Genomic DNA, 16882 nt, shown 5'->3' with positions numbered 1-16882 from the left:
TCCTCGAGGTAGCTGAGGTACTTCGAGTTGTTGACGTGGTTGAACGCGTCGAGATCGCGCCAGCGCACGGACAACGGCACCCGGATCAGTTCGCCCGGGCGCAGTTCCGCCTGGCGCGGGAACGGCGCGGTGGCGGGCGGCGTCGCGACAGCGGTCGAGTCCGGCGGCGACGGCGGTTCCGCGCTCGGCGCGTCGGCCTGCGATGGTTCGACGCTCGGCCGGTCGACCTTGTCGCGCCGCTCCCGCCTGTCGCGGCGCGCGGCCGGAGCGGCCGACGGCGCCACCTCGGTCGCGAGAGGTGCGTCGTCGACGGGCGCGTCGCCCCGGTCACCGGCGTCCTGCAGCGGATGCGGATCGAGCTTCTCGGCGACCGCATCGGGTGCGGACAGCGCAGCGTCCTGGACCGTCACGGTCCGGGACGTGATCGAAGCATCGCTGGCCGATACCGCTTCCGCGTCAGGCGCGCGCTTGGCGGGGGCGCGCTTGCGCGGCGCGCTGCGGCGACGCGATTTCTTGTCGGAGGGCGGGGGCGGCTGGTCGGTCATCGAGAGGCGGTCTTGCGCTTGCGGCCGGGCTTCGGCGCGGGCGCGACAGCTTGATCGCGTCGGAGCAGCGGCGCAAGGAAGCGGCCGGTATGCGACTGCGGCATCGCCGCGATTTCCTCGGGCGTGCCGCAGCCCAGGATGGTACCGCCGCGATGGCCGCCTTCGGGCCCGAGGTCGATCACCCAGTCCGCGGTCTTGATGACGTCAAGGTTGTGCTCGATCACCACGACCGTGTTGCCGTCGTCGCGCAGCCGGTGCAGCACACCGAGCAGCTGCTCGATGTCGGCGAAGTGCAGGCCCGTGGTCGGCTCGTCGAGGATGTACAGCGTGCGACCGGTGTCGCGACGCGAGAGCTCCTTCGACAGCTTCACGCGCTGCGCCTCGCCGCCCGACAGCGTCGTCGCCGGCTGGCCCAGCTTCACGTAGCTCAGGCCGACGTCCATCAGCGTTTCGAGCTTGCGCGAAATGGACGGAATCGCGTCGAACAGGCCCAGCGCGTCCTCGACGGTCATCTCGAGCACGTCGTTGATGTTGTAGCCCTTGTAGAGGATCTCCAGCGTCTCGCGGTTGTAGCGCTTGCCGTGGCAGACGTCGCAGGGCACGTAGACGTCGGGCAGGAAGTGCATCTCCACCTTGATCAGGCCGTCGCCCTGGCAGGCCTCGCAGCGACCGCCCTTGACGTTGAAGCTGAAGCGGCCCGGCGCGTAGCCGCGCGCACGCGACTCCGGCACCTGCGCGAACAGTTCGCGCAACGGCGTGAACAGGCCGGTGTACGTCGCCGGGTTGCTGCGCGGCGTGCGGCCGATGGGCGACTGGTCGATGTCCACGACCTTGTCCCACAGTTCGATGTTTTCGTAGCTGTCGTGCGGCGCCGGCGACATCGAGGCGCCGTTGAGTTCATTGCCCGCGATGGCGAACAGCGTGTCGTTGATCAGCGTCGACTTGCCGGAGCCGGACACGCCCGTGATCGCGGTGAACAGACCGGCCGGGATCTCCAGGTCGACGTTGCGGAGGTTGTTGCCCTTGGCACCCTTCAGGCGGAACGTCATCGCCTTGTCGGGCTTGTGGCGCTTGTCCGGCACGGCGATGCCGCGCGACCCGCTCAGATATTGCCCGGTGACGGACGCCGGGTTCGACATCACGTCCTGCGGCGTGCCCTGCGCGACGATCGCACCACCGTGCACGCCCGCACCCGGGCCGATGTCAACGACATAGTCGGCGAGGCGGATCGCATCCTCGTCGTGCTCGACGACGATGACCGTGTTGCCGAGCTCGCGCAGGCGCGTGAGCGTGCCGAGCAGGCGTTCGTTGTCGCGCTGGTGCAGGCCGATCGACGGCTCGTCGAGCACGTACATCACGCCCACCAGGCCGGCGCCGATCTGCGACGCCAGTCGGATGCGCTGCGCCTCGCCGCCCGACAGTGTGTCGGCCTTGCGCTCGAGCGTGAGGTAGTCGAGGCCCACGTCGACCAGGAACGTCAGCCGTTCGGCGATTTCCTTGACGATCTTAGTGGCGATCTCGCCCCGCCAGCCGGGCAGCTCGAGCTCGGCGAAGAAGCGCAGTGCGGCGTCGATCGGCAGGATCACGATCTGCGCGACGGAGTGCTCGCCGACGAACACGTTGCGCGCCGAACGGTTGAGCCGAGCGCCACCGCATTCCGAGCACGGGCGATCGCTGATGTACTTCGACAGCTCCTCGCGCACCGCCTGCGATTCGGTCTCGCGGTAACGGCGTTCGAGGTTCGGGATCACGCCCTCGAACCGGTGCTTGCGCTGGTAGCGCCCGCCGGAATCGTTGACGTACGTGAAGGTGATCGCATCCTTGCCGCTGCCGAACAGCACGGCTTCGCGCGCCTCGTCGGTGAGCTGGTTCCACGGCGTGTCCACGTTGAAGTGGTAGTGCCGCGCCAGCGACTGCACCAGCTGGAAGTAGTAGGTATTCCGGCGATCCCAACCGCGCACCGCGCCGGCCGAAAGCGACAGGTCCGGGTGCACGACCACGCGCGACGGGTCGAAGTACTGGCTCATGCCGAGACCGTCGCAGGTCGGGCAGGCGCCGACGGGCGACTTGAACGAGAACAGCCGCGGCTCGAGCTCGGGCAATGAGTAATCGCAGACCGGGCAGCTGTATTTCGCGGAGAACAGCAGCGGCGTCGCCTTCTCGTCGTCGAGCGACTGCACCTGCGCCATGCCGTCGCCGAGCTTGATCGCCGTCTCGAACGATTCCGCCAGGCGCTGCTTGAGGTCCTCGCGCGGGCGGAAGCGATCGATCACCGCCTCGATCGTGTGCTTCACGCGCAGCGAAAGCTTCGGCACCTCGTCGATCTCGTACAGCGTGCCGTCCACGCGCACGCGCACGAAGCCCTGCGCGCGAAGCTGGTCGAAGATCTGCGCATGTTCACCCTTGCGCTCGCGCACCACGGGCGCGAGCAGCATGTAGCGTTGCTCCGGGTCGAGCGCGAGCGCCTGGTCGACCATCTGCGAAATGGTCTGCGCCTCCAGCGGGAAGCCGTGATCCGGGCAGCGCGGGATGCCCACGCGCGCGAACAGCAGGCGCAGGTAGTCGTAGATCTCGGTGATCGTGCCGACGGTGGAGCGGGGATTGTGCGAGGTCGACTTCTGTTCGATCGAGATCGCCGGGCTCAGGCCCTCGATGTGGTCGACGTCGGGCTTCTCCATCACGGACAGGAACTGCCGCGCGTACGCCGATAGCGACTCGACGTAGCGACGCTGGCCCTCGGCGTAGATGGTGTCGAAGGCGAGCGACGACTTGCCCGAGCCCGACAGCCCGGTGATGACGATCAGCTTGTCGCGGGGGAGGTCGAGGTCGACGTTCTTCAGGTTGTGCGTCCGCGCGCCGCGGATGCGGATGAATTCCATCGCCATCGGTAGATCCTGGGGGAGGGGGATCGCCGCGCCGCGGCGAACAGGAGAGCCTATCGGGAGCGGGAGTCCCGGACAATTTGTCGGCCCGTCGGGCAGGAAGGCGTGAGCGGACGACTGGTCCGGCCTTTCCTGAACAGGGATAGCGTGGGGGATGGGCGTCTCGCCCGGTGAGACCGGGCCCCGGCAGGTCCCGCGTGAAGGCCCCGTTGCGATAACCCGTTGAGTCGCCTAGAATTCCGCTTCTGTCCGCGCGCGTTCCGGTGGGCAGCGACCACAATAACTACAGAGGAAGTCTGGTCATGTACGCAGTACTGGTCACCGGCGGCAAGCAGTACCGGGTGATGGAAGGCGAGACGCTGCGCGTCGAGCTGCTCGAGGCGGACGCCGACAGCGAAATCACCTTCGACAACATCCTGATGCTCGGCGGCAGCGACGGCGTCACGCTCGGCGACGCGCTCAAGGGCGCCACCGTGCGCGCCAAGGTCGTCGGCCACGGCCGCGCCGACAAGGTGAAGATCGTCAAGTTCCGTCGACGCAAGCACCATCGCAAGCAGATGGGCCACCGTCAGCACTACACCGAAATCCAGATCACCGGCATCGCTGCCGGCGACAAGAAGTAAGGAGCAGCCGTCATGGCACACAAAAAGGGCGTAGGTTCCACCCGCAACGGCCGCGACTCCAACCCGAAGTACCTGGGCGTCAAGATTTTCGGCGGCCAGGCCATCGAGGCCGGCAACATCATCGTGCGTCAGCGCGGCACCCAGTTCCATCCGGGTGCGGGCGTCGGCCTCGGCCGCGACCACACGCTGTTCGCGCTGGTGGACGGCAAGGTCGAGTTCTCGGTGAAGGGCGCTGCCAAGCGCCGCACCGTCAGCGTCGTCAACGCGGGCTGATCCGCCTCCGACGCAGCGACGAGCCCCGCTTCGGCGGGGCTTTTCGTTTGCAAGGCCGCGATCGGCGGCCAGCGTTCGCGACGCCGCACCCTCCGCCGGCGTAGAGTCGCCACCGCCCGACTGGGCGCCTCACGCACCACCTGCGAAGCACACACATGAAACTCGTCGACGAAGCCGAAATCCAGGTCATCGCAGGTAATGGGGGCAACGGCTGCGTCGGCTTCCGGCGCGAGAAGTTCATCCCGCTCGGCGGCCCCGACGGCGGCGACGGCGGCGACGGCGGCAGCGTCTGGCTCGTCGCGGACGAAAACCTCAACACGCTGGTCGATTTCCGCCACCAGCGCATGTTCAAGGCGCAGCGCGGCGAGAACGGCATGGGCCGGCAGATGTACGGCAAGGCGGGCGAGGACCTGGTCGTCGCGGTTCCGGTCGGCACCGTCATCACCAACGTCGAAACCGACGAGGTGATCGGCGACCTGACGCGCCACGGCGAGCGGCTGCTCGTCGCGCAGGGCGGCAAGGGCGGCCTCGGCAACATGCATTTCAAGAGCTCGGTTAACCGCGCACCGCGCAAGGCGCTGCCGGGCCTGCCGGGGGAGCAGCGCGCTCTGAAGCTGGAGCTGAAGCTGCTCGCGGACGTCGGCCTCCTCGGGTTCCCGAACGCGGGCAAGAGCACCTTCATCCGCGCCGTTTCGGCCGCGACGCCGAAGGTGGCGGACTACCCGTTCACCACGCTGTATCCCAATCTCGGCGTGGTCAGCGTCGAGCCGCATCGCAGCTTCGTGATCGCCGACATTCCGGGCCTGATCGAGGGCGCCGCGGACGGCGCGGGCCTCGGCGCGCAGTTCCTGCGCCACCTGCAGCGCACGCGCCTGTTGCTGCACCTGGTCGACATCGCCCCGATGGAAGGCGGCGTCGAAGGCGTGTCGCCCGCCGAGCAGGTAAGGGCGATCGAGCGCGAACTGGAACGGCACGATCCGGAACTGCTCGCCAAGCCACGCTGGCTGGTGCTGAACAAAGCCGACCTCCTGCTCGAGGAAGAGCAGCAGGGGCTGGCGCACGCCATCATCGACGAGCTCGGCTGGTCGGGCCGCTGGTACCTCGTCTCGGCCATCGGCCGCGAGGGCACATGGCCGATCATGAAGGACGTCATGGCATTCTTCGACCGCGAGCGCGAAGCGCAGGACGAGGCGAAGGCCGAGCGCGACGCCGCGGCGAAGCCGTCGTCCGACCGCGACAACGGCACCGCCTGATCCGACGCCGATGGCGCGCCGTATCCGTCCCGGGCTGACGACGCTGCGCGCGCGCGCCGGCGCGGGCCCGCGTGCATCGTCTGCGTCGTCCGCAGGATCGCAGGCACAAAAAAACCCGGCCGAAGCCGGGTTTTTTCGCGAAGCGCGCGAATCAGGCGGCGGTCTTCAGCGCCTTGATGCGGGCATTCAGGCGGCTCTTGTGGCGAGCAGCCTTGTTCTTGTGGATGAGGCCACGCGAACCGAAGCGGTCGAGCAGCGGCTGGGCCGACGCGAACGCGGCCTCGGCGGCGGCGGCGTCATTCGCGTTGAGCGCCTTGAGCACCTTCTTGACGGCGGTGCGGAGCATCGAGCGCTGGCTGGCGTTGCGCATGTTGCGCACGATCGTCTGCTTGGCGCGCTTCTTGGCGGACTTGATGTTGGCCACGGCGGTTTCCTGGAAGTCTTGATGGAGCGGCTGTCCGGGAGACAGCACGTTGAGGAGAGGGAATTGGGTACAGACAGACCGGAAAGTATGGCGGTTTCAATGGGTTGCGTCAATGCACCGTGTAGGCGCGCCGCATGAGCAAGCCGAGGATGCTGAGGGGGCTGCTCTCGTTCAGCAGCATGACGATGGTGAGTCGGGTGCTCGGCCTCGTCCGCGATATCGCCTTCAACGCGACCTTCCAGCCCGGGGCGGCCACCGACGCGTTCTGGGTCGCTTTCCGGATCCCGAATTTCATGCGGCGGCTGTTCGCGGAGGGCTCGTTCTCCACCGCCTTCGTCCCCGTCTTCACCGAGGTGAAGGAGACCCGGCCGCATGCCGACCTGCGCGAGCTGATGTCGCGGGTCTCCGGCACTCTGGGCGGGTTCCTCCTGGTGCTGACCGCGCTGGGGTTGATCTTCACCCCGCAGGTGGCGTGGCTGTTCGCCGGCGGTTCGGGCGCGAAGTTCGGGCTTACGACGGAACTCCTCCGGCTGACGTTCCCGTTCATCCTGTTCGTCTCGCTGACCGCGCTGGCCGGCGGGGCGCTCAACAGCTTCAACCGCTTCGGGCTGCCGGCGCTCACGCCCGTGATCCTCAACCTCTGCATGATCGCGGGCGCGCTGTGGGTCGCCCCGCGGCTCGAGGTGCCGATTCTCGCGATGGGCTGGGCCGTGCTGTTCGCGGGCGTGCTGCAACTGCTCTTCCAGTTGCCCGCGCTGCGCTCGATCGACCTGCTGACGTTGCCGCGCTGGGGGTGGACCCACCCCGACGTGCGCAAGGTGATGCGCCTCATGGTGCCGACGCTGTTCGGGTCGTCGGTCGCGCAGGTGAACCTGCTGCTGGACACGGTGATCGCCGCACACCTGTTCGTCGGCTCGCAGACCTGGCTTTCGCAGGCCGATCGCTTCCTCGAGCTGCCGTTGGGCGTGTTCGGCATCGCGCTCGGCACTGTGATCCTGCCGACGCTTTCGCGCCACCACGTCAAGACCGACCACGAGGGGTTCTCGCGCGCGCTGGACTGGGGCCTGCGCACGACGCTGCTCATTTCCGTGCCGGCGATGCTCGGGCTGATGCTGCTGTCGCAGCCGCTGGTCGCCACGTTGTTCCAGCACGGCGCGTTCAAGCCGTTCGATACGCGCATGACGGCGATGTCGGTGGTGGGCCTGAGCTTCGGGCTGCCGGCGTTCGCGCTGGTCAAGATCGTGCTGCCGGCGTTCTACGCCCGACAGGACACGCGCACGCCGGTGCGCGCGGGCGTGGCGTCGCTGGTCGCGAACATGGTCATGAACGGCCTGTTCCTGCTCGTGCTCTACCACCTGTGGGCGCCCGCCGACGCCCGTGCGCTCGGCGTCCGTCACGCGCTGTCGAACACGCCGGGCCTGCATCTGGCGCTGGGCCTCGCGAGCGCCGTGGCCAGCTACCTCAACCTCGCGCTGCTCTGGCGCTGGCTGCGCAAGGCGGGGGTCTACGACCGGCAGCCCGGCTGGACCGGCTTCTCGTTGCGCCTGGCCGGGGCCTGCGTGGCGATGGCCGCCGCGGTCGCACTTGGCCTCTGGTGGGCGCCCGATTTCACCACCGTCTCGACCGCGCGCCGCATCACGTGGCTCGCGGTGCTGGTGGGCGGCGGCGTGTTCGTCTACCTGGCCGCGCTGCTCGCCATGGGCTTCCGCCCGCGCGACCTGCGCGAGCACTGAGCCGGCCGGTTCGTCCGGCTGGCTATACTTCGACCGATGAGCAGGCTGTTTCGAGACGTCGACCGCGCGATGCATGCATCGCAGGGCAGCGTGGTCTGCATCGGCGCATTCGACGGCCTGCACCTGGGGCATCAGGCGCTGGTGCGCCGCGCCGTCGAGGATGCGCGCGCGCGCGACCTGCGCGCCGTCGCCGTGACGTTCGACCCCTTGCCGCGGCAGTTCTTCGCGCGGGGCGCCGGGCCCGCGCGGCTGGGCTCGACGCGCGCGCGGGTCGAAGGGCTCTTCCGCCTTGGCATCGACGAGGTCGCCCTATTGCGCTTCGACGCGCGCCTGAGCGGGCTGGATCCTGAAACCTTCGTGTCGCGCGTGCTGGTCGGTGCGCTGGGCGCGCGCGCCGTCTGGGTGGGTCCCGACTTCCGCTTCGGCCGCGCCCGCGCCGGCGATTTCGAACTTCTCCGGCGCGAGGGCGCACGGCTGGGCTTCGATGCCTGCACCATCGAGCCGGTCGGCGTCGAGGCCGGGCGCGTGTCGAGCACGCGGATCCGCGAGGCCCTCGCCGCCGGTGACTTTCAGCAGGCCGCGAGCCTGCTCGGCCGCCCGTACGTCATCGAGGGCCGCGTCGTCCGCGGCCGCCAACTGGGGCGCACGCTCGGCTACCCGACGGCCAACCTGCGCCTGCCGGGCGCCGCCGCGCCACTCTCGGGCATCTTCGCCACGCGGGTGCACGGCCTCGGGCCTGAACCGCTCGACGCGGTATCGAGCCTCGGCACGCGCCCCACGGTCGGCGGCATTGAGCCGCTGCTGGAAACCCATATCTTTGATTTCGACGCGGACATCTACAGCCGCCGCATCGGCATCGAGTTCGTCGAGAAGCTGCGCGACGAACTCAAATTCGACGGACTTCCCGCCCTCGTCGCGCAGATGGATCGCGATGCGGACCAGGCGCGGCGCGTCCTCGCTCCCCTGAACACCCGACGGACCGCCTGACCCCGTGACCGACCGCGAAACGCCCGACGCCAACCCGTACAAGGCCACGCTGCAACTGCCGGCCACCGACTTCCCGATGCGCGGCGACCTGCCGAAGCGCGAGCCGGTCACGCTCGCCCGTTGGGAGCAGGACGGGCTGTACGCGCGGATTCGCCAGGCGGTCGGCGGTCGCGAGCGTTCGTTCGTGCTACACGACGGCCCGCCGTATGCGAACGGCGCGATCCATATCGGCCACGCGGTCAACAAGGTGCTGAAGGACATCGTCGTGAAGTCGAAGCTGCTGTCGGGCTTCGACGCGCCGTACGTGCCGGGGTGGGACTGCCACGGCCTGCCGATCGAGGTGGCCGTCGAGAAGAAGTTCGGCAAGGTCGGCGACAAGCTCGATGCCGCGCAGTTCCGCCAGAAGTGCCGCGAATACGCCGCGGAGCAGATCGACCAGCAGCGCCGCGACTTCAAGCGCCTCGGCATCCTCGGCCACTGGGAAAACCCGTACCGCACGATGGATTTCCGCTACGAGGCGGACATGCTGCGCGCGCTGGCGAAGATCGTCGAGCGCGGTCACCTGCTGCGCGGCGCCAAGCCCGTGCACTGGTGCTTCGACTGCGGCTCCGCCCTCGCCGAAGCCGAGATCGAATACGCCGACAAGACATCGCCGGCGATCGACGTCGCCTACCTGGCGCGTGATCCGCAGCAGCTCGCGCGCGTGTTCGGCGTCGATATCGATGCGGGCGTCGAGGTCGCGGTGCCGATCTGGACGACGACGCCGTGGACCCTTCCTGCGAGCCTTGCCGTATCGGTCGGGCCCGACATCGAGTACGTGCTGGCGGAAGGTCCGGTCGGGCCCCGCGGTCGGCGGCTTCTGGTGCTGGCCGCCGCGCTCGCCGAGCGCGCGCTCAAGCGCTACGGCGTCGAAGACGTGCGCGTGCTGGGCACCTCGGCGGGTGCGCCGATGGAAGGCATCGTGCTGGCGCATCCGTTCTACGAGCGCGACGTCCCGCTGCTGCTCGGCGATCACGTGTCGGACGAGGACGGCACCGGTGCGGTGCACACGGCCCCGGGACACGGCCAGGAGGACTTCGCCGTCAGCCGCAAGTACGGGCTGATCGAGAAGTACACCGCGGCCGAGATGAACCCGGTCGATTCGCGCGGCCGGTACCTGCCGGGCACGCCGGACGCGAACGGGCACACGATCGCCGGCGTCCACATCTGGAAGGCCAACGACGTCCTCGTTGACGCCGTGCGCGACGTCGGTCTGCTGCTCGCCGCGCATCCGCTGTCGCACAGCTATCCGCACTGCTGGCGCCACAAGACGCCGGTGATCTTCCGTGCGACGCCGCAGTGGTTCATCTCGATGGAGCAGGCCGGGCTGCGCCGCGACGCGCTCGCCGCGATCAAGGACGTCGGGTGGGTGCCCGAGTGGGGCGAGGCGCGCATCACCGGCATGGTCGAAGGCCGCCCGGACTGGTGCATCAGCCGTCAGCGCACCTGGGGCGTGCCGATCGCACTGTTCATCCATCGCGCCACCGGGGAGCCGCATCCGCGTTCGCCCGAGCTGATGCGCGATGTCGCGACGCGGGTGGAATCCGCGGGCGTCGACGCGTGGTACGACTGCGACGCGACCGAGCTGCTCGGCCCCGATGCCGAGGACTACGAGAAGGTCACCGACATCCTCGACGTCTGGTTCGATTCGGGCGTCACGCACGAATGCGTGCTCGCGCAGCGTCCGCAGGACGGTTTGCGCAAGCCGGCCGATCTGTATCTCGAAGGTTCCGATCAGCACCGCGGCTGGTTCCAGTCCTCACTGCTGACCGGCGTCGCGATGGACGGCGTCGCGCCCTTCCGGCAGGTGCTCACGCACGGCTTCACGGTCGATGCGCAGGGCAAGAAGATGTCGAAGTCGATCGGCAATACGGTCGAGCCGCAGAAGGTCATCGCGCAGATGGGCGCGGACGTGCTGCGTCTGTGGATCGCGTCGACCGACTACCGCAACGAGATGTCGGTCTCCGATGAGATCCTCAAGCGCAGCGGCGACGTCTACCGCCGCCTGCGTAACACCGCGCGCGTCCTGCTCGGCAACCTCGACGGCTTCGATCCGGTGGAGCACCTGCAGCCGCTCGAGTCGATGGTCGCGATCGATCGCTGGATCGTCCACCGCGCCTACGAATTGCAGCAGAAGCTCGAGGCCGCGTACGCGCGCTACGACTTCGCGGAAATCGTGCAGTCGCTGGCGAACTTCTGCAGCGTCGACCTCGGCTCGCTGTACCTCGACGTCACCAAGGACCGGCTGTACACGATGCCGGCCGGCTCGGCAGGCCGGCGCTCCGCGCAGACGGCGATGTATCACCTCGCGGAGGCGTTCGCGCGCTGGATCGCGCCGGTCCTGAGTTTCACCGCCGACGAGATGTGGCATTTCCTGCCCGCGGTGACCCCTTCCGGCGCGCGCGCGGAGAACGTGCTGCTCGCGACCTGGTACGACGGGCTCGCGCCGCTGCCGCCCGACGCGCCGCTCGGCGCCGAGCGCTTCGACGCGCTGCTGGCCCTGCGCGAGCGGGTGAGTCGCGTACTCGAGCCGATGCGCGCCGCAGGCGAGATCGGGGCGGCGCTCGAAGCGGAGATCACGCTGAACGCGACGGCGGACGATGCCGAGTGGCTGCGCGGACTCGAGGACGAGCTGCGCTTCCTGTTCATCAGCGGTGACGTGACGGTGGGCGAGGGCACGGGCGAGATCGCGGCGCGCCGCACCGGCAAGCCCAAGTGCGCCCGTTGCTGGCACTACCGCGCCGACGTCGGCACCCATGCTGCGCACCCGCAGATCTGCGGCCGCTGCGTGATCAATATCGAAGGCGCGGGCGAAGTCCGGCGCTGGTTCTGAGGCCGGCGCGGCCGCGCGCCGCGTCGCCCCAATGGGAGTACCGATGCAACGAAACATCCGTCCCAACGCGTTGACCTGGCTGCTGCTGTCGGCAGCGGTGATCGTCGGCGACCAGCTCTCCAAGGCGTGGGTGCTGCGCAGCCTGCCCGAGTACACGGCCGTGCCGGTGGTCCCCGGGTTCTGGAACTGGTACCGGACCTACAACGAAGGCGCCGCGTTCAGCCTGCTGAGCGATGCCGGCGGCTGGCAGAAATGGCTGTTCCTCGCCTTCGCCCTGGTCATCAGCGGCGTGCTGTCGGGCTGGCTCTCGCGCACCCCCCGCAGCGACTGGCGGACGGCGGTGCCGTACGCGCTGGTCATCGGCGGCGCGATCGGCAACGTCATCGACCGGCTGCTCCACGGCCACGTGATCGACTTCATCCAGTGGCATGTCGGACAGCACTACTGGCCCTCGTTCAACATCGCCGACTCCGCGATCGTGGCCGGCGTCGCGGGGATCGTGCTGGCCGGGCTGTTGCCGAAGCGTCAGCCGCGCACGGTCGGCGGGGCGTAGCATTCCCGGCATGGACATCCTTCTCGCCAACCCGCGCGGCTTCTGCGCGGGCGTCGACCGCGCCATCGAGATCGTCAAGCGCGCGATCGAGCTGCTGGGCGCCCCGATCTACGTGCGCCACGAGGTGGTGCACAACCGGTTCGTCGTCGAGGACCTGCGCCAGCGCGGCGCCGTGTTCGTCGAAGAGCTGGACGAGGTGCCCGACGGCGCCACCGTGATCTTCAGCGCACACGGCGTCTCGCAGGCGGTCCGCGCCGAGGCCGCGCGCCGAGGGCTGAAGGTGTTCGATGCGACCTGTCCGCTCGTCACCAAAGTGCATCTGGAGGTCGCGCGCCATTGCCGCGCGGGCCGCGACGTCGTGCTGATCGGGCACGAGGGCCATCCCGAGGTCGAAGGCACGATGGGGCAGTGGCTGCGCGAAGGCGCGACCGGCGCCATCTATCTGGTCGAGGACGCGGACGACGTCGCGCGGCTCGTCGTGTCGCAGCCCGAGAACCTGGCCTATACGACGCAGACGACGCTTTCGGTGGACGACACGCGCGGCGTGATCGAGGCGCTGCGCACGAAATTCCCGATGATCCAGGGGCCGCGCAACGACGACATCTGCTACGCGACGCAGAACCGCCAAGACGCGGTGCGCGAACTCGCCGGGCAGTGCGACCTCGTGCTGGTCGTCGGGTCGGTCAACAGTTCGAATTCGAACCGGCTGCGGGAACTCGCGGAGCGGCAGGGCGTCGAGGCGCATCTGATCGACGGCGCGGACGAGATCGACCCGCGCTGGGTCGACGGGCGCCGCGCGATCGGCGTGACGGCCGGCGCATCCGCCCCGGACGTACTGGTGCAGGGCGTGATCGAGCGGCTCCGCTCGCTCGGTGCCGGGCGCGTCTCCGAACTGGCGGGCGAGCCCGAATCGATGGTCTTCGCGCTGCCCAAGGCGCTACGCCTCCAGCTGGTCGAGTGAACGCCGGCGTTGACCTCGCCGCCACGGCTGCCTAGAATTCCGCCTCCCCGCAGGAATGCGGGGTCCGCCGGAATAGCTCAGTCGGTAGAGCGGCGCATTCGTAATGCGTAGGTCGTAGGTTCGATTCCTATTTCCGGCACCAATCCGAAGGCCTGCAGCGCGAATGCACTGCAGGCCTTTTTTATTGCAGGTGCGTCCCGGGATTGCCGCCGAGCCGCCGGTCTGCGGGTGGGCTGCCGGCAGGGCCGGGTGGCGGAGGGCGCGCTAGCATCTGCCGCAGACGCGGCCGGATCCGCGCCCCGGAAGCGGCCATGGCGAGCGACGCAGCGTCGGACGCCGGCCCCGGCGCGGTGCTCGAGGCGCACGGGCTCGGCAAGACCTACCGGATGGGCGAGGTGGAGGTGCGCGCCCTCCGCGATGTCGACCTGCTGCTGCGTGACGGGGAGTTCGTCGTGCTGCTCGGTCCGTCGGGCAGCGGCAAGTCGACGCTGCTCAACATCCTCGGCGGCCTCGACGTCGCGAGCGCCGGCGAGCTCCGCTATCGCGACCACGACCTCGGCCGCGCGGACGATGTCGAGCTGACGCGCTACCGCCGCGAGCACGTGGGTTTCATCTTCCAGTTCTACAACCTGCTGCCAAGCCTCACCGCGTACGAGAACGTCGCGCTCATCACGGAGATCGCGTCAAATCCGATGCCGCCCGAGGAAGCGCTCGCGCGCGTTGGGCTGGCCGCGCGGAGCGGGCATTCCCCGCGCAGATGTCCGGCGGCGAGCAGCAACGCGTCGCGATTGCCCGCGCCATCGCGAAGCGCCCCGACGTGCTGCTCTGCGACGAACCGACCGGTGCGCTCGACGCGTCGACCGGCGTGCGCGTGCTCGGCGTGCTGGAGGCGGTCAACCGCGAGCTCGGCACGACGACGCTGGTGATCACGCACAACGCGGACATCGCGCGGATGGCGCACCGTTCGCTGCACATGGCGGACGGCCGCATCGCGCGCGAGGTCCGCAACGAGGCGCGCGTACCCGCGCTGTCGCTGTCATGGTGACCGCGCTCGCCCGCAAGCGTCGCCGCGATCTCTGGCGCCTGCGCGGTCAGGTGCTGGCGATCGCGCTCGTGGCGGGCGTCGGCGTTGCCAATCTGGTCATGTCGCGCAGCACGCTCGAATCGCTGGTCGACAGCCGCGATCGCTACTACCGCGCGTTCGCGTTCGCCGACGCGTTCGCGGAGCTGCGGCGCGCACCCGAGGCCGTGGGCGGCCGGCTCGCCTCAGTGCCGGGCGTGGCCCGGGTGCAGACGCGCGTCACGGCCTTGGGGCGCGCGGAATTGCCGGGTTTCGACGAGCCGATCCGCGTTCAGGCGCTGAGCCTGCCCGAATCCGGACGCAGCGCGCTCAACCGCCTGCGACTGCGCGAAGGGCGGGTGCCGGGCGACGCGGAACGCGACGCGGTGGTCGTCAGCGATGCCTTCGCCGACGCGCACGGCCTTCGTCCCGGCAGCCGGATCGTTCTCGTGCTGCACGGTCACCGCAGCGCGTTCCGCATCGCCGGCATCGGCGCGTCGCCGGAGTTCGTGTCGCAGGGTGCGCCGGGCGCGTTGTTCCCGGACGCGCGCCGGTTCGCGATCGTCTGGATGCCACGGCGTAGCCTCGCGGCGGCGGTCGACATGGACGGTGCGTTCGATTCCGTCGCGCTGGCGCTGGCGCACGGGGCGAATGCGCGGCAGGTGATCGCGGACGTGGATGCGATCCTCGCGCCGTACGGAGGCGCCGGTGCGATCACGCGCGCCGACCAGCGCTCGCACCGGTACCTGAGCGAGGAACTGCGACAGCTCGAAACGCTCGCACGCCTGTTTCCTGCGGTTTTCCTCGGCGTCGCCGCGTACGTGCTTTACGTCGTCCTCGGGCGGCTGGTGGCCGTGGAGCGCGAGCAGATCGGGACGTTGCGCGCGTTCGGCTTCTCGCCGCGCGAGCTGTGGCGGCATTACGCCGGTTTCGCAGTCACGGCGGGGCTGCTCGGCGCGGTCATCGGCATTGCGCTGGGCATGGAACTCGGCCGGCGGGTCGCGGATCTCTACCGCGATTACTACCGATTGCCGTCGCTGGATTTCCGCGTGTTGCCTGCGGTCCTGGCGAACGCGGTCGTGGTAAGTCTCGCGAGCGCGTTGCTGGGGGCGACGGTGCCGTTGCTCCGCGTGGCGAGGCTCGCCCCTGCCGACGCCATGCGGCCCGACGTGCCCTGGCAGGGCGGGCGCCGCCGCCTTGCGCCGCTGCGCCTGCTGCAGCGGCTCGCGCAGATGCATCGGCTGATGCTCCGCGACCTCGCGACGCGCCCACTGCGTTCGCTGCTCGCTTGGGTGGGGCTCGCGTTCGGCACCGCGGTGATGATGATGGGACGGTTCCAGCACGACGCGATCGACTACATGATCGAGCGCCAGTTCCGGCCGACCGAGCGCCAGGATCTCTCGCTCGCGTTCTTCGAGCCTGTCGCGCCCCGGGCGCTGCGCGAGATCGCCGCGATCCCGGGCGTGCAGCGTGTGGAAGCCGAGCGCGCGGTGCCGGTGCGCATCGCGTTCCGATCGGCCGGTTATCGCACCGTGCTGCGCGGTCTTGAAGACGGCATGCAACTGCGCCGTCCGCTCGATGCGAGCGGCAGCCCCATCGCGCCGCCGTCCGGCGGCATCGTGCTCACCGACTACCTCGCGCGCTGGTTGGGCGCTGCACCGGGCCAGGTGCTGCAGGTCGAGGTGCTGTCGGGGCGACGGCCGGTGCTGATGCTGCCGCTCGCGGGCACGGTCGAGGAACCATTCGGCTCGCAGGCGTACATGCGCCGCGCGACCCTGGATCGCGCGCTCGGCGAGGGCCCGCGCATCGACGGCGCGCAACTGGCGGTCGACGCGAATGCGCTGCGCGACGTGCACGCGCAGCTCGCGCGGCGCCCGGCTGTGGCATCGCTCGACCGCCCGCGCGAGGCGATACTCAATTTCTACGAAGGCATGGCCCGCACCGTGCTCACGTTCACGGTGATCAGCACGCTGTTCGGCGCGGTGATCACCGCCGGCGTGACCTACAGCAGCGCGCAGGTCGCGTTGTCCGAGCGCGCACGCGACCTGGCGAGCCTGCGCATCCTCGGCTTCACCCGCGCCGAGGTCGGCTATCTGCTGCTCGGCGAACTGGCGCTTCTGGTGATGCTGGCGGTGCCGCTCGGGTTCGTGCTCGGGCACGGGCTCATCGCCGCGCTCGTCCACGGGTTCGACTCCGACCTGTTCCGCATCCCGCGCTACATCAGTCCGTCGACGTACGGCATCGCCGCTCTGACCACCTTCGTGAGCGCCGCGGCGGCGACGGTACCCGTGTGGCGCCGGGTGTCGTCGCTCGACCTCGTCGCCGTGCTCAAGGCGCGCGACTGATGGCGCCCGCGCCCGCGAAGGCTTCGACGCTGCGCCGGCGGCCGCTGTACGCGCTGTTCGTCGCCGCTGCCCTGGCGATCGCCGCGTGGGCCTTCCGACCGCGGCCGATCGACGTGACGATCGCGCGCGTGGAACGCGGTCCGGTCGAGGTCGCGTTCGTCGAGGAGGGCCGGACGCGGCTGCGCGAGCGGTTCGCCGTCGCGGCACCGCTGACGGGCGTCCTGGAGCGCATCGAGCTGGAACCGGGCGACCGCGTCGCGGCCGGCTCGCGTCTGGCCATCATCCGGTCGACGCGCGCGGCATTGCTCGACCCCGCGGCGCGCGCGGAGGCGCGTGCGCGCTGGCAGGCGGCCGCGGACGAGAGCGCGGCC

At 69.6% G+C, this 16882-nt stretch carries 14 protein-coding genes, 1 tRNA gene and 1 pseudogene; 13 read left to right on the top strand and 3 right to left on the bottom strand.

The window, feature by feature from the left end; genetic code table 11:
* Together E4F61_RS15070 and uvrA are read right to left on the bottom strand one after the other, a co-directional pair.
* Positions 1–545: acyl-CoA thioesterase (locus tag E4F61_RS15070; protein ID WP_484482005.1), on the bottom strand; the 545-nt coding region annotated here is incomplete at its 3' end.
* The gene (gene uvrA / locus E4F61_RS12550) at positions 542–3430 is read right to left on the bottom strand and encodes an excinuclease ABC subunit UvrA (RefSeq protein WP_133479982.1); all 2889 of its coding nucleotides are present in this window, start codon (positions 3428–3430) and stop codon (positions 542–544) included. The genes E4F61_RS15070 and uvrA, both read right to left, overlap by 4 nt.
* A gap of 299 nt (positions 3431–3729) precedes the next feature.
* On the opposite strand from uvrA, the gene rplU reads away from it, so the two are divergent.
* From rplU to cgtA, 3 genes are all read left to right on the top strand, one after another.
* Complete coding sequence (rplU, locus tag E4F61_RS12545) at positions 3730–4050, top strand: 50S ribosomal protein L21 (RefSeq protein ID WP_133479981.1); 321 nt, start codon at positions 3730–3732, stop codon at positions 4048–4050.
* Positions 4051–4062: 12 nt separating this feature from the next.
* Positions 4063–4323: a 50S ribosomal protein L27 gene (gene rpmA / locus E4F61_RS12540; RefSeq protein WP_133479980.1), complete on the top strand. Its 261-nt coding sequence runs from the start codon at positions 4063–4065 to the stop codon at positions 4321–4323.
* Between the two features lie 155 nt (positions 4324–4478).
* A complete protein-coding gene (cgtA, locus tag E4F61_RS12535; protein WP_133479979.1) occupies positions 4479–5576 on the top strand; it encodes an Obg family GTPase CgtA in 1098 nt (365 codons plus the stop codon).
* A 151-nt stretch (positions 5577–5727) separates the two neighbouring features.
* On the opposite strand, the gene rpsT is transcribed toward cgtA, so the two are convergent.
* Positions 5728–6000, bottom strand: a complete 273-nt coding sequence (gene rpsT / locus E4F61_RS12530) for a 30S ribosomal protein S20 (protein WP_133479978.1) — start codon at positions 5998–6000, stop codon at positions 5728–5730.
* Between the two features lie 149 nt (positions 6001–6149).
* On the opposite strand from rpsT, the gene murJ reads away from it, so the two are divergent.
* The 10 genes and pseudogenes from murJ to E4F61_RS12485 all read left to right on the top strand — a co-directional run.
* A complete protein-coding gene (gene murJ, locus E4F61_RS12525; protein ID WP_202908999.1) occupies positions 6150–7733 on the top strand; it encodes a murein biosynthesis integral membrane protein MurJ in 1584 nt (527 codons plus the stop codon).
* 36 nt (positions 7734–7769) lie between these two features.
* A complete protein-coding gene (locus E4F61_RS12520) occupies positions 7770–8720 on the top strand; it encodes a bifunctional riboflavin kinase/FAD synthetase (RefSeq protein ID WP_133479976.1) in 951 nt (316 codons plus the stop codon).
* A 76-nt stretch (positions 8721–8796) separates the two neighbouring features.
* On the top strand, positions 8797–11592 hold the full coding sequence (gene ileS / locus E4F61_RS12515) for an isoleucine--tRNA ligase (protein WP_238382927.1): 2796 nt from the start codon (positions 8797–8799) through the stop codon (positions 11590–11592).
* A gap of 43 nt (positions 11593–11635) precedes the next feature.
* Positions 11636–12145: a signal peptidase II gene (lspA, locus tag E4F61_RS12510; RefSeq protein WP_133479974.1), complete on the top strand. Its 510-nt coding sequence runs from the start codon at positions 11636–11638 to the stop codon at positions 12143–12145.
* A 10-nt stretch (positions 12146–12155) separates the two neighbouring features.
* The gene (ispH, locus tag E4F61_RS12505; protein ID WP_133479973.1) at positions 12156–13106 is read left to right on the top strand and encodes a 4-hydroxy-3-methylbut-2-enyl diphosphate reductase; all 951 of its coding nucleotides are present in this window, start codon (positions 12156–12158) and stop codon (positions 13104–13106) included.
* A 66-nt stretch (positions 13107–13172) separates the two neighbouring features.
* A tRNA-Thr gene (locus tag E4F61_RS12500) sits at positions 13173–13248 on the top strand.
* Positions 13249–13417: 169 nt separating this feature from the next.
* Positions 13418–13887: pseudogene (locus tag E4F61_RS15050) on the top strand (ABC transporter ATP-binding protein); the annotation flags it as partial.
* 90 nt (positions 13888–13977) lie between these two features.
* Positions 13978–14151: a hypothetical protein gene (locus E4F61_RS14940; protein WP_238382929.1), complete on the top strand. Its 174-nt coding sequence runs from the start codon at positions 13978–13980 to the stop codon at positions 14149–14151.
* Positions 14148–16511: an ABC transporter permease gene (locus tag E4F61_RS12490; protein ID WP_162301490.1), complete on the top strand. Its 2364-nt coding sequence runs from the start codon at positions 14148–14150 to the stop codon at positions 16509–16511. Before E4F61_RS14940 ends, E4F61_RS12490 begins: the two co-directional genes overlap by 4 nt.
* Positions 16511–16882: hypothetical protein (locus E4F61_RS12485; protein WP_238382925.1), on the top strand; the 372-nt coding region annotated here is incomplete at its 3' end. The genes E4F61_RS12490 and E4F61_RS12485, both read left to right, overlap by 1 nt.

Source organism: Cognatilysobacter segetis (assembly GCF_004359965.1).
Lineage (GTDB): Bacteria > Pseudomonadota > Gammaproteobacteria > Xanthomonadales > Xanthomonadaceae > Cognatilysobacter > Cognatilysobacter segetis.
This window is presented reverse-complemented; position numbering and strand designations above follow the sequence as displayed.

Bases quoted from the DNA above. Each gene is read 5' to 3' on its own strand.
- lspA (WP_133479974.1), top strand. From the start codon at position 11,636: ATGCAACGAAACATCCGTCCCAACGCGTTGACCTGGCTGCTGCTGTCG.
- ispH (WP_133479973.1), top strand. From the start codon at position 12,156: ATGGACATCCTTCTCGCCAACCCGCGCGGCTTCTGCGCGGGCGTCGAC.
- murJ (WP_202908999.1), top strand. From the start codon at position 6,150: ATGCTGAGGGGGCTGCTCTCGTTCAGCAGCATGACGATGGTGAGTCGG.
- ileS (WP_238382927.1), top strand. From the start codon at position 8,797: ATGCGCGGCGACCTGCCGAAGCGCGAGCCGGTCACGCTCGCCCGTTGG.
- E4F61_RS12520 (WP_133479976.1), top strand. From the start codon at position 7,770: ATGAGCAGGCTGTTTCGAGACGTCGACCGCGCGATGCATGCATCGCAG.
- cgtA (WP_133479979.1), top strand. From the start codon at position 4,479: ATGAAACTCGTCGACGAAGCCGAAATCCAGGTCATCGCAGGTAATGGG.
- rpmA (WP_133479980.1), top strand. From the start codon at position 4,063: ATGGCACACAAAAAGGGCGTAGGTTCCACCCGCAACGGCCGCGACTCC.
- rplU (WP_133479981.1), top strand. From the start codon at position 3,730: ATGTACGCAGTACTGGTCACCGGCGGCAAGCAGTACCGGGTGATGGAA.
- uvrA (WP_133479982.1), bottom strand. From the start codon at position 3,430: ATGGCGATGGAATTCATCCGCATCCGCGGCGCGCGGACGCACAACCTG.